Here is an 11,584-nt window from a genome sequence, read left to right on the forward strand (position 1 = left end):
AAGTTATGAAGTCAACAGGGAGAGGGGTGTGAGAAAACAGGCATCAGTGAGGGGCTTGGGTTCAAGGATTGAATAAATTGAAAAGGGGTAGACGCTACCGCAGCCGTTGGCTGATCACCTTCGAGACACCGTCGCCCTGCATGGAGACGCCGTACAGCGCGTCGGCCACCTCCATGGTCCGCTTCTGGTGCGTGATCACGATGAGCTGGGACGCCTCCTGAAGCTCCTGCATGATCCGGATCAGTCGCTGCAGGTTGGTGTCGTCGAGCGCGGCCTCGACCTCGTCCATGACGTAGAACGGACTCGGCCGGGCCTTGAAGATCGACACCAGCAACGCTACGGCGGTGAGGGAACGCTCGCCACCCGAGAGCAGGCTGAGCCGCTTGACCTTCTTGCCCGGCGGACGCGCCTCCACGTCGACACCGGTGGTGAGCATGTTGTCGGGGTCGGTGAGGATCAGCCGCCCCTCACCCCCGGGGAACAGCCGGCTGAAGACGCCCTCGAACTCCCGGGCGGTGTCGCGGTAGGCCTCGGTGAAGACCTGCTCGACCCGCTCGTCGACCTCCTTGACCACCTGGAGCAGGTCGGCGCGGGTCTTCTTCAGGTCCTCCAGCTGCTCGCTGAGGAACTGGTGCCGCTCCTCCAGCGCCGCGAACTCCTCGAGGGCGAGCGGGTTGACCTTCCCGAGCTGCTGATACGCCCGCTCGGCCGCCTTGAGCCGCCTCTCCTGCTCGGCCCGGTGGAACGGCTTCGGCTGGTTGCGCGGATGGTCGGGGTCCTCCGGCAGCTCCTCGCCCTCGGCGGGCGGGGAGGGCGGGACGAGCTGGTGCGGGCCGTACTCCGAGACGAGCCCGGCCGGCTCGACGCCCAACTCCTCCAGCGCCTTGGTCTCCAGTTGCTCGATCCGCATCCGCTTCTCGGCGCCGAGCACCTCACCGCGGTGCACCGAGTCGGTGAGCTTGTCCAGCTCGGCCTTGAGGTCGCGCCCGGTGCCGCGGGCCACGGTCAGCTCCTGCTCGCGGCGCGCCTTGGCGGCCTCGGCGGCGGCCCGCTCCTGCTGCGCCCGCCCGAGCGACACCTCGACGTGCGCGAGAAGCTGCCGGGCGCCCAAGGCGACGGCCTCGGCGACGGCGGCCTCATGGCGCAGCCGGGCCCGCCGCTGCTCGGCACGCGCGCGTGCGTCGCGCTCCGCCCGGGCGGCGCGGTCCAGGGAGTCGGCCCGGCCGGCGAGCCCCTTGACCCGCTCCTCGTGCGTACGGACCTGGAGCCGGGCCTCCATCTCGGTCTGCCGGGCGTTGGCGCCGTCGGCGGCGAGACGGTCCCGTACGGAGGTGTCGGGTTCCTCCTCGACCGGCATCTCCTCGGCGACGGCGAGACGTTCGGCGAGTTCCTCGACGTCCTGGAGCGCCTTGTCGAGCGCGTCCTGCGCCCGTGCGGCGGCCGCGGTGGACCGCTCGGCCTCCCCCGCGGCGCCCCGCGCCTGGCCGGCGAGGCGACCGAGCCGCTGGGCCACGGCCGACTTCTCCCGGTCGGCGGCACGGCGGCGCTCCCCGAGTTCCTCGACGAGGGCGGCGGCCTGCGTGCGCCGCTCCTGGGCCTCGTGCTGGGCCTCGGTCAACTCCTCGCACCGCACCGCGAGTTCCTCCAGCTCGGCGGCTGCCTCGTCCACGGAGGCCTGGACCTCGAGGAGGCTCGGGGCACCCGCGGAGCCGCCGTGGGCGAAGTGGGCGCCGAGGAGGTCGCCCTCGGCGGTGACGGCGGTGAGGTGGGGGTGGGAGTAGACCAGTTCCTCGGCGTCCTCCAGGGTGGCGACGACGACGATGCCTCGCAGCAGCCGTCGTACGGCGGGCATGAGGTCGGCAGGACCGCGGACGAGATCCGCCGCGTACCGTCGCGTGGTGTCCGCGGGGGCGTCGGGGCCGGTCGCCTGGCTGCCCGCACCCCGCCCGGGCCCGTCCTCGGGGCCGCCCGCCAGCAGGAGGGAGGCCCGTCCACCGTCCTGCTTGCGCAGCAGGCGGATCGCGTCCGCCGCGGCCGAGGGTGACGTGACCGCCAGTGCGTCCGCCGCCGCTCCGAACGCCGCCGCCAGCGCCACCTCGTGGCCCGGGGTCACGCTCAGCAGCTCCGCCGCCGGGCCCAGCAGGCCGGTGAGGCGGTCCTTCGCGCCCAGCAGTATCCCCGTCCCGTCCTTGCGGCGCAGCCCCAGTGCCAGCGCCTCGTGCCGGGCCCGCGTCGCCGCGCGTCTGCGTTCCGCGGTCGTCGCGGCCTCCCGGGCGGCCGTCAGTGCCGCCTCCGCGTCCGCCAGCGCCGCCCTCGCCGCGTCGTGCTGTTCGGCGAGCTCGGCGTCGCCCGCGTCCAGGCCGTCGACCTCGGCCTGGAGAGCCTCGTACTCCTCCTGCGCGGTGACGGCGCGCTCCTGTGCCTCGTCCCGGGCGGCGGCCAGGCGGTCGATCTCGGCCTGGGCGGAGGCGGCGCGGGAGCGGGCCGCGTTGACCTGGCCGCTGAGGCGGGCGAGGCCCTCACGGCGGTCGGCGATGGCGCGGGCGACGTCCTTCAGGCGCCGTTCCTCGTCGGCGAGCGAGCGCTCCAGTTCGGCGCGGTGGGCGACCGTGTCCTCCAGGGCGCGCTCGGCAGCCTCCAGGGCCGCCTCCAGCTCGGCCTCCTGCTCCCGGATCCGGGCCGCCTCACGCTCCATGTCCTCGGGGTCACGGCCCCGGCGCTCCTCCGGGGGCGCCGAGGTCGCGCTCTTCACGCGCGCGTCGGCCAGCGAGACCGTGCCGCGCACCCGCTCGGCAAGCTGGGAGAGCTCGTACCAGGTCTGCTGGGCGCGCTGGAGGCGCGGGGCCAGCCGGCGCACCTCGTCCTCGAGGAGGGCCTCCTGCTGGAGGGCCTTCTTCAGCTGCTGCTCGGCGGCGTCCTTGCGCTCCTTCAGCGCGGCCTCGTCGGCGACCTCGGCCCTGAGCGCCTGGCGCAGCCGTACGAGGTCGTCGGCGAGCAGCCGCAGCCGCGCGTCGCGCAGGTCCGCCTGGATCACGGCGGCCCGCCGGGCGACCGCCGCCTGGCGGCCGAGGGGCTTGAGCTGCCGGCGGAGTTCGTCGTTGAGGTCCTGCACGCGCGCGAGGTTGGCCCGCATCGCGTCCAGCTTGCGCAGGGCCTTCTCCTTGCGCTTGCGGTGCTTGAGCACACCCGCGGCCTCTTCGATGAAGGCCCGGCGGCCCATCGGATCGGCGTGCAGGACGGAGTCGAGCTGGCCCTGGCCGACGATGACGTGCATCTCGCGGCCGATGCCGGAGTCGGACAGCAGGTCCTGGATGTCCAGCAGGCGGCAGGTGTCACCGTTGATCTGGTACTCGCTGCCGCCGTTGCGGAACATGATCCGCGTGATGGTGACCTCGGCGTACTCGATGGGCAGCGCCCCGTCGGAGTTGTCGATGGTCAGCGACACCTCGGCCCGGCCCAGCGGGGGCCGCCCGGTGGTGCCGGCGAAGATGACGTCCTCCATCTTGCCGCCGCGCAGCGACTTGGCGCCCTGCTCGCCCATGACCCAGCTGAGGGCGTCGACGACATTGGACTTCCCCGAGCCGTTCGGGCCGACGACGCACGTGATCCCCGGCTCGAACCGGAGGGTGGTCGCCGAGGCGAACGACTTGAACCCGCGGAGGGTCAGGGCCTTGAGGTGCACGCCGCCGGACTCTACCCGGCGCGGTTGTCTCACTCCATGAACGCGCTGTGTCCCGCGGTTTCACCCATGAACGCGCAGGGCACATCAGACGTTATAGAGGGTGAGGGAGCGCGGGGGAAAGAAAGAAGGGACGCCGAAGCGTCCCTTGCAACTCTGACAACTTAGCGGTTGATACGGGCCGCCCAACCACTGCGTGTGTCGTGCGCGATGCAGTGATCAGGTGAGCGCAGGCTCCGCCTGGTGTGCGTCGATGCTCTCCAGAAGCGAGTCATGAGAAGCGGCAGCCGCGAGCGCGTCGTTCTCGGCCTGGATCCGTACGAGCTCGGATTCGAGGTCCTGAACACGCTGCTGGAGCCGTCGCATCTCGGCGATGAGTCGCGGGTCGGAGCCGCCGACGTAACCGAGAAGCGCCTTTGCCATGATGGATGGTCCTCCACACTGAGTGACCGACCGAAGCGGTGTGGGTCGTGAGGGATGGCACCCGTGTTGCTTGGCACTGTTGAGTTTGTACTGCCGTTCAACCATGCCAAACAGCTAAGGTGCGTGGGGTGTATTTAGCGTCTCACCAAAAAGTTTGACGGTCAACACGATCACGCCCTGTATTGGCGGGCAACCCGGGTGCGCGCGGCCGGGAACGGCGGCGCCGAGACTCCTGCGGGGCCCTCAGGGCGTAGCGATCATTCTTCAGTGCGGAGCCTCCCAGGAAATGCCGTTCTTGGCAACCACCTGGGGCTTTCTGCTTCAGGCAGGTGCCCGTGGCATGCCCCTCCGCTTCCACCCGCCCCGTTTTACCGAACCGACTCAACGGATGGCGAAGCCGTCGTACCCGCCCCGGGGTGTGTCCCAGATCTCGGTGACACCGTCCACGCGTCCGGGCGTGTCGTCACCCTGGAGCCAGTCGAGCAGTCCCTCACACCCCCGCCGGGGGCCCTCGGCGACCACCTGGACCCGTCCGTCGTCCAGATTGAGAGCAAAACCACTCAGCCCGCCGAGCTCCAACGCCTTGGCCCGGGTGAACCAGCGGAAACCCACACCTTGGACACGCCCTCGCACCCACGCAACCAGTCGCACATCCTCGCTCATGAGTGCAACCTAACCAACCAATGTCTCTCTGGACTCTCCCTCCCCTGGCGCCATGCGGTACCGTCCCCTGCCAATGAATCTCATACGAAACTCACTCCATCGTGTGAGTTTTGTGAGTTCGGTCCGACCGCTGGGGACGAGTCGGCCACACAGGACGAGGAAGGCCAGGACACATGGGACGCCACCGACGCTCCGCCGCCGGCCGCGCCGCCACGGGCCGCGCCACCACAGGGGTACCGACCGACGGCTCTTACCCGAGCGGCTACGACCCGCAGCACTCGTACAGCTTGGACCAGCAGTTCTCGTACGACTTCGACGCCGACGCCCGGGGTCCGCACACCGAGTACCCCACGATGGGCATCGCCCCCTATCTGAACCCCGAGGCCCACGCCGCCCGCAGCGACGCCTACCTCTACGCGACCGACGACGAGTACGCCCAGGTGACCGGGACCGTGGCGTTCGCGAGCGAGGGCTTCTCGCCGGACGACGGCCCGCGGCGCGGATCCTCGCACCGCAGGCGCCGCAAGAAGGTCGTGACGCCGGTCAGGACCGGTCTGCTCGGCGTCTCCGCGGCGGTCGCGATCGGCACGGTCGCGGTGGCCACGGGCGTGGTGCCCGGCCTCGACAACTACCAGCTCGGCGGCGGCAACGCCGACAAGGTGCAGGCGGCGGACACCCCGACCAACTCGGCGACCGAGCAGGGCGGCAACTCCGGCAGCGCCGACAGCACCGGCACCGCCGACGGCCGGGACGACGAGGCCGCCAGCCGCGCCGGCGAGCGCGCGTCCTCCCCGACGCCGTCCACCTCGGCCTCGCCCTCGCCCTCGACGGCGGCGCCCACCAAGACGCCGTCGAAGAAGCCGTCGACCACGCCCAGCAAGAAGCCGGAGACCGCGCCGTCGCGCGTGGCGACCAAGGCACCGGCGAACACCAAGGCCCCGGTGACGGTCTCCGCGGAGGCACAGGCCGAGGCCGAGGTGCTGAAGCTGGTGAACGAGGAGCGGGCGAAGGTCGGGTGCAGCCCGGTCGCCGCCAACAGCGCGCTCGGCAAGCTCGCCGAGGACTTCAGCGACGCGATGGCCGCACAGGGCTTCTTCGACCACACCGACCCCAGCGGCAACACCCCTTGGGACCGCGCCGAGGCGGCGGGCATCACCGGCCTCGGCGGCGAGAACATAGCCCGGGGGCAGGCCGACGCGGCCGCGGTGATGGAGGCCTGGATGAACAGCCCGGGCCACAAGGCGAACATCCTGAACTGCGACTTCCAGACCCTGGGGGTCGGCGTGCACTTCGGCCCGGGCGGCCCGTGGTGGACCCAGGACTTCGGGTACTGATCGCACGAGGAACACGCGGGGGACAAGCAAGGTCCACACGAGGGTCACACGAGGGAGCACTAACTCACGGTTAGTGCTCCCTTCTGGTGAGCGCTGTGTTCGCGTACGCTGGAGGTATGGACACCACGCAGGATCTCGCCCTCCCGTACGACGTGTTCGCCAAGGCCTGTCCCTCGCGCGGCACGCTGGAGCATGTGACGGGACGCTGGGGCGCGCTGACGCTCGGCGCCCTGTACGAGGGGTCCCTGCGCTTCAACGAACTGCGCCGACGCGTCGATGGCGTCAGCGAGAAGATGCTCTCCCAGACCCTGCACGCGCTGGAGCGCGACGGCCTGGTGCACCGCGAGGCCCAGCCCACCAACCCGCCCCGCGTGGACTACGAACTGACCCCGCTCGGCCACGGTGTCGCCGAGCGCCTGATCGGCCTGATCCACTTCGTCGAGGGCCGCATGGACGACGTGCTCGAAGCCCGCAGGAGCTACGACGAGGCGCGCGGCGCCCGCTGACACGTCGGGCAGAAGTAGCTGGACCGGTTCATCCAGGGCCGTCGGCGCATCGGTGTGGCGCACCGCTTGCAGGGCAGCCCTTCGCGGCCGTACGCGTCGAGCGAGCGGTCGAAGTAGCCCGACTCCCCGTTGACGTTGACGTACAGGCTGTCGAAACTCGTGCCGCCCACCGACAGGGCCGCGTTCATCACGTCCCTTACGTGGCCCAGGAGTTCCGCCGTGCGCGGGCGGGTGAAGCCGGCGGTCGGGCGCTCGTAGTGGATACGGGCGCGCCAAAGGGCCTCGTCCGCGTAGATGTTGCCGACTCCGCTGATCAACGACTGGTCGAGCAGGGCCCGTTTGATGGTGCTGCGCTTGCGGCGCAGGGCCTGGTGGAAGGCCTCGTCGTCGAACAGCGGGTCGAGGGGGTCGCGGGCGATGTGCGCGATGACGTCCGGCAGGCCGTCCTCGGTGTTGTCGTGCAACGACAGTCCGCCGAAGGTGCGTTGGTCGACGAACCTGAGCTCGGTGCCCAGGCCGTCGGCGAAGCGCACCCGGATCCGCAGATGCTTCTCGTCGGGCGCCTCGCACGGCTGGACCAGAAGCTGCCCGCTCATGCCGAGGTGCGCCAGGACCGACTGGTTGGTGTCCTCGAGCGGCAGCCACAGGTACTTGCCGCGGCGGCTCGGCACACCGACGCGGTGACCCTTGAGGCGGTGCGTGAAGTCGTCGGCGCCGGCGACGTGACGGCGTACGGCGCGCGGGTGCAGCACCTCGGCCGCGGCGACCGCGCGGTGGGCGACCCACCGCTCCAGACCGCGTCGTACGACCTCGACCTCGGGCAACTCGGGCATCGGATCCCCTGTGGCAAGCCGGTGGATGAACCGAGCGCCCGCCCCGGTGCGGGACGGGCGCTCGGTGTACTGCGCTGTGCTGTCAGGCGGAGGCGGGCGCTTCGTCGGCGCCGGCTTCGGCCTCGGCGGCCTTCGCTGCGGCCACCTCGGCACGCTCGTCCGCCGCGGCCCGGATGGAGCGCCAGGCGGACTCGGCGGCCTGCTGCTCCGCCTCCTTCTTGCTGCGGCCGGTGCCGGTGCCGTACGAGACGCCTCCGACGCGGGCGGCAGCAGTGAAGGTCTTCTCGTGATCGGGGCCGGTCTCCGAGACCAGGTACTCGGGCACGCCGAGTCCTTCGGTCGCGGTGAGTTCCTGGAGACTGGTCTTCCAGTCCAGGCCGGCACCGAGGTTGGAGGACTTCTCGATCAGGGGGTCGAAGAGCCGGTGGACGAGTTCGCCCGCCGCGTCCAGACCCTGGTCGAGATAGACCGCGCCGATCACCGCTTCGAGGGTGTCGGCGAGGATGGACGCCTTGTCCCGGCCGCCCGTGCCCTCTTCACCGCGGCCGAGCCGGATGAAGGAGCCCAGGTCCAGCCCGCGGCCGACCTCCGCCAGCGCACGAGAGTTGACCACCGCGGCCCGCAACTTGGCCAGTTGGCCTTCGGGCAGGTCGGGGTGGGTGCGATACAGCGTGTCCGTGACCACCAGGCCGAGCACGGAGTCCCCGAGGAACTCCAGGCGCTCGTTGGTGGGCAGACCGCCGTTCTCGTACGCGTAGGACCGGTGGGTCAGCGCACGCACCAGAAGGGCGGACTCGAGTTGGTACCCGAGCCGCCCTTCCAACAGCGTGTGGGACGAGGCCGTGTTGTCCGCAGAGTTCTTCTTCGGAGTGGACACAGTGCCTCTCACCAGCCGCTCAGACCTCGAGGACCTGGCGCTTGTTATAGGTGCCGCAAGACGGGCACGCGATGTGCTGCAGCTTGGGCTCGTGGCAGCGCTCGCACGCAACCAGGGTGGGGACCGCAGCCTTCCACTGCGACCGGCGGTGGCGCGTGTTGCTGCGCGACATCTTCCGCTTCGGAACAGCCACGGCTACTTCTCCTGCTTCTCGTCGGCGCCCGGTTCGGCGCCGCTGATCTCGTCCTTATCGCCGGGTTCGAGTGAACCGGCGAGTCCCTGCAGTGCCGCCCAACGAATGTCGACGGCGTCATGGTGGTGGTCCGGGTCGTCCGCCAGCCGCGCTCCGCACTCGGAGCACAGACCGGGGCAGTCGTCCTGGCACACCGGCTGCATCGGCAGGGCAAGCACCACCGCGTCACGCAGCACGGGTTCGAGGTCGAACAGGCCGTCCTCGAGATAGAGCGTGTCCTCGTCTTCCTCGGCGTCGTCGGCCGGTTCCGCCTTGGGGCGGCCACGGTCGTCGGCGTCAGGGTACGAGAACATCTCCTGGAAGTCCGCTTCGAGCACCAGCTCCAGCGGCTCCAGACACCTTACGCACTCCCCCTCGGCCTGTGCACGGGCGGTGCCTGTGACGAGCACCCCTTCCATGACCGACTCGAGTCGGAGCTCGAGCTCCACCGGGGCGCCTTCCGGCACTCCGATGACTCCCTGGATACCGAGATCCTTGGGGGCGTCGATCTCGCGGGTCAGGCGCTGCAGCGCACCAGGACGTCGCCCCAGCTCGTGCGTATCGAACACGAGAGGGTTGCGGTGGTCGAGGCGGGCGTTCAGGGCCATTCCTGCTTTCGATCTTCGAGCTCAGAGGGACGCTGCCCCACGGTGTTCCCGGGCAGCGTTAATCGCGGACGTACACGCGACCGAAGAGCCAGGATACTGGACCTTTCCCTCACGGCCCAATCCGGTGGTTCCTTACTGGCCGCGACCCTGCTCGTAGGCCCTCAGCTGCTCCGGCGTGATCATGCCGGTGTCGAAGAGGCTGGTCTCGTCGAGGGCGTACGACTGCTGGGCGTGCTGCGCCTGCCGGTCGTGCGACGCCTGCTGGGACTGCTGGTCGTGCTGGGCCGGTCCGGAGTCGTAGGCCGCCTGCTGGGTGTCGTAGCCCTGGTAGGCGTACGGATCGGCCTGCTGGTAGCCGTAGGGGTCCGGCTGCTGGGCATAGGCGGGCTGCTGCGGGAAGCCGCCGCCGTAGGTGTCCGTCTGCTGGTAGCCGTACGCCGGCTGCTGGTCGTACTGCTGCGGTACGGACTGCTGCTCGGCCTGGGCCCGGTTGTCCTGTTCGGCCAGGGCCGCGAGGTCGGCGAGGTAGTCGGCGTCGCTGGAGTGCTGGACGGTGCCGGTGTCGTCGGCGAGGGCGCCGAGGTCGTCGGAGGCGATCCGGCCGTGCAGCTTCAGGCGGCCCTTGCCGACGGCCTCCAGAGTCTTGGTGAGGACCGCCTCGAAGGCGCCCAGCTTGGTGTCCACGTAGGCGTCGGCGTCCCGGCGCAGGGTCTCGGGGTCGTGGCTGCGCTCGGGGGCGTCCTCGTCCTCGTAGCCCTGCTCGTCGAGGCCGGGGCCGGTCCCGAGGAGCTTCTCGCGGCCGCGGCCGACCGAGCCGATGGTCTTGGTGAGGACGACCTCGAAGTTGGCGAGCTTGGAGTCGACGTAGTCGTCGGCCTCGGCGCGGATCTCCTCGGCCTCCTGGCGGGCCTCGGCGAGGATGCGGTCCGCCTCGGCGCGGGAACGGCGGGCGACCTCGGTGTCGGAGATCAGCGAGCCGCGCTCGGCGTGCGCGGTGGAGATGATCCGCTCGGCCTCCTGGCGGGCCTGCTCGACCATCGACTCCCGGTCGCCGATCAGCTCCTGGGCCTGGGCGAGGGAGTCGGGCAGGGCGGCCCGGACCTCTTCCAGCATCGCGAGCAGTTCGGCGCGGTTGACCACGCACGAGGCCGACATGGGCATCGACCGGGCGCCCGAGACCGAGGCGACGATCTCGTCGAGCTTCTTCTGCACGTCCACCTGTGCTCGCCACTCTCTACCGATGTGTTGGAGACGGACGGGACGACTGTAGCCCCCTCAGCCCCGCAGCCCCATCAGTCCTTGCGCAGCCGCTCGTTGAGCGCCTCCAGGACCACCGGCGGCACCAGGTGGGCGATGTCCCCGCCCCAGGTCGCGACCTCCTTGACGAGCGAGGAGGACAGGAAGCTGTAGGTGGGGTTGGTGGGCACGAAGAGCGTCTCCACGCCCGACAGGCCGTTGTTCATCTGGGCCATCTGCAACTCGTAGTCGAAGTCGCTGACCGCGCGCAGGCCCTTGACGATGGCCGGGATGTCGCGCTGCTTGCAGTAGTCGACGAGCAGGCCGTGGAAGGCCTCCACCCTGACGTTGCCGTACTCGGCGGTGACCTGGCGGATCAGATCGATCCGCTCGTCGATCTCGAACAGGCCCTTCTTGGACTTGTTGATCATGACCGCGACGTAGACCTCGTCGTACAGACGGGAGGCGCGGGAAATGATGTCGAGGTGTCCGTTGGTGATCGGGTCGAACGACCCGGGACAGACGGCGCGGCGCACTTGTGATCCCTCGCTCTCCGGTCCGGTCATCGTGCGTCTTCGCACGTAGAGGCGGCGCGACCGTACCAAAAGGTTCCCTCGCCGTAGCGACGGGACCGGAGCGGCTCGAAACCGTCCGGCCAGAGGAATGCGCCGCCTCTGGTGCTGCGCTCCACGGTGACGAGCGCGTCCGGCGCGAGCCAGCCCCCCGAGCGGAGTGTGAGGAGAATCTCCCGAAGATCGTGATCCGTGACCGCGTACGGGGGGTCGAGGAAGACGACGTCGTACGGCTCGTCGGGCGCCGGTTGCCGGATGATCTGCTCGGCCTTGCCCGCCCTCACCTCGGCGCCGGGCAGGCCGATGGAGCGCACGTTCTCGCGGATGACGCGGGCGGCGCGGGCGTCGGCCTCGACGAGGAGGGTGTGGCTCGCGCCCCGGGAGAGGGCCTCCAGGCCCACCGCGCCGGAGCCGGCGTAGAGGTCGAGGACGCGTTCGCCGTCCAGGGGGCCGCCCAGCAGGGACTGCCAGGTGGACAGGAGACCTTCGCGTGCGCGGTCGGAGGTGGGGCGGGTTCCGTTTCCCGGCGGTACCGCCAGGCGGCGACCGCCGGCTGCGCCGGCGATTACGCGGGTCATCTTCGGTCCTTGCTCGGGGGTGGTGTCAGGTTCAGTGTGGCTG

12 protein-coding genes are annotated in these 11,584 nt (G+C 70.4%); 2 read left to right on the forward strand and 10 right to left on the reverse strand.

The features are described from left to right. Positions 1-94: 94 nt before the first annotated feature. The 3 genes from smc to ACH41F_RS28195 all read right to left on the reverse strand — a co-directional run bounded on the left by smc (position 95) and on the right by ACH41F_RS28195 (position 4,765). Positions 95-3,682 carry a chromosome segregation protein SMC gene (gene smc, locus ACH41F_RS28185; protein ID WP_398838011.1) on the reverse strand — a complete coding sequence of 1,196 codons (3,588 nt, stop codon included), beginning with the start codon at positions 3,680-3,682 and terminating at the stop codon, positions 95-97. Positions 3,683-3,898: 216 nt separating this feature from the next. Next, positions 3,899-4,102 (reverse strand): hypothetical protein, encoded by a 204-nt coding sequence (locus ACH41F_RS28190; RefSeq protein ID WP_037649730.1) that lies wholly within the window; start codon positions 4,100-4,102, stop codon positions 3,899-3,901. Positions 4,103-4,483: 381 nt separating this feature from the next. Beyond that, positions 4,484-4,765, reverse strand: coding sequence for an acylphosphatase (locus tag ACH41F_RS28195; RefSeq protein ID WP_391232500.1), 282 nt, complete (start codon positions 4,763-4,765; stop codon positions 4,484-4,486). Positions 4,766-4,938: 173 nt separating this feature from the next. Here ACH41F_RS28195 and ACH41F_RS28200 point away from each other — a divergent pair, with 173 nt between their 5' ends. Together ACH41F_RS28200 and ACH41F_RS28205 are read left to right on the forward strand one after the other, a co-directional pair. After that, positions 4,939-6,099: a CAP domain-containing protein gene (locus ACH41F_RS28200; protein ID WP_398838014.1), complete on the forward strand. Its 1,161-nt coding sequence runs from the start codon at positions 4,939-4,941 to the stop codon at positions 6,097-6,099. A gap of 116 nt (positions 6,100-6,215) precedes the next feature. Continuing rightward, complete coding sequence (locus tag ACH41F_RS28205) at positions 6,216-6,605, forward strand: winged helix-turn-helix transcriptional regulator (RefSeq protein WP_391232503.1); 390 nt, start codon at positions 6,216-6,218, stop codon at positions 6,603-6,605. Here ACH41F_RS28205 and mutM read toward each other — a convergent pair. From mutM to rsmD, 7 genes are all read right to left on the reverse strand, one after another. After that, positions 6,578-7,438, reverse strand: coding sequence for a bifunctional DNA-formamidopyrimidine glycosylase/DNA-(apurinic or apyrimidinic site) lyase (mutM, locus tag ACH41F_RS28210; RefSeq protein ID WP_391232505.1), 861 nt, complete (start codon positions 7,436-7,438; stop codon positions 6,578-6,580). The two genes, ACH41F_RS28205 and mutM, sit on opposite strands and share 28 nt — an antisense overlap. Before the next feature lie 82 nt (positions 7,439-7,520). After that, complete coding sequence (rnc, locus tag ACH41F_RS28215; RefSeq protein ID WP_391232506.1) at positions 7,521-8,315, reverse strand: ribonuclease III; 795 nt, start codon at positions 8,313-8,315, stop codon at positions 7,521-7,523. Positions 8,316-8,334: 19 nt separating this feature from the next. After that, a complete protein-coding gene (gene rpmF / locus ACH41F_RS28220) occupies positions 8,335-8,508 on the reverse strand; it encodes a 50S ribosomal protein L32 (RefSeq protein WP_007493396.1) in 174 nt (57 codons plus the stop codon). Between the two features lie 2 nt (positions 8,509-8,510). Next, positions 8,511-9,155, reverse strand: a complete 645-nt coding sequence (locus tag ACH41F_RS28225; RefSeq protein ID WP_391232508.1) for a YceD family protein — start codon at positions 9,153-9,155, stop codon at positions 8,511-8,513. 132 nt (positions 9,156-9,287) lie between these two features. Continuing rightward, the gene (locus ACH41F_RS28230; RefSeq protein WP_391232509.1) at positions 9,288-10,373 is read right to left on the reverse strand and encodes a cell division initiation protein; all 1,086 of its coding nucleotides are present in this window, start codon (positions 10,371-10,373) and stop codon (positions 9,288-9,290) included. A 74-nt stretch (positions 10,374-10,447) separates the two neighbouring features. After that, complete coding sequence (gene coaD, locus ACH41F_RS28235) at positions 10,448-10,927, reverse strand: pantetheine-phosphate adenylyltransferase (RefSeq protein WP_391233006.1); 480 nt, start codon at positions 10,925-10,927, stop codon at positions 10,448-10,450. Between the two features lie 26 nt (positions 10,928-10,953). Next, on the reverse strand, positions 10,954-11,541 hold the full coding sequence (gene rsmD / locus ACH41F_RS28240) for a 16S rRNA (guanine(966)-N(2))-methyltransferase RsmD (RefSeq protein ID WP_398838016.1): 588 nt from the start codon (positions 11,539-11,541) through the stop codon (positions 10,954-10,956). Positions 11,542-11,584 lie beyond the last annotated feature (43 nt).

The sequence above is a fragment of the Streptomyces sp. NPDC020489 genome, assembly GCF_044386545.1.
In the GTDB taxonomy this organism is placed as follows: domain Bacteria; phylum Actinomycetota; class Actinomycetes; order Streptomycetales; family Streptomycetaceae; genus Streptomyces.

Excerpts from the sequence above, each read along its gene's own strand:
- ACH41F_RS28190 (WP_037649730.1), bottom strand. The coding sequence starts at position 4,102 with ATGGCAAAGGCGCTTCTCGGTTACGTCGGCGGCTCCGACCCGCGACTC.
- ACH41F_RS28195 (WP_391232500.1), bottom strand. The coding sequence starts at position 4,765 with ATGAGCGAGGATGTGCGACTGGTTGCGTGGGTGCGAGGGCGTGTCCAA.
- ACH41F_RS28200 (WP_398838014.1), top strand. The coding sequence starts at position 4,939 with ATGGGACGCCACCGACGCTCCGCCGCCGGCCGCGCCGCCACGGGCCGC.
- ACH41F_RS28205 (WP_391232503.1), top strand. The coding sequence starts at position 6,216 with ATGGACACCACGCAGGATCTCGCCCTCCCGTACGACGTGTTCGCCAAG.
- mutM (WP_391232505.1), bottom strand. The coding sequence starts at position 7,438 with ATGCCCGAGTTGCCCGAGGTCGAGGTCGTACGACGCGGTCTGGAGCGG.
- ACH41F_RS28225 (WP_391232508.1), bottom strand. The coding sequence starts at position 9,155 with ATGGCCCTGAACGCCCGCCTCGACCACCGCAACCCTCTCGTGTTCGAT.
- rsmD (WP_398838016.1), bottom strand. The coding sequence starts at position 11,541 with ATGACCCGCGTAATCGCCGGCGCAGCCGGCGGTCGCCGCCTGGCGGTA.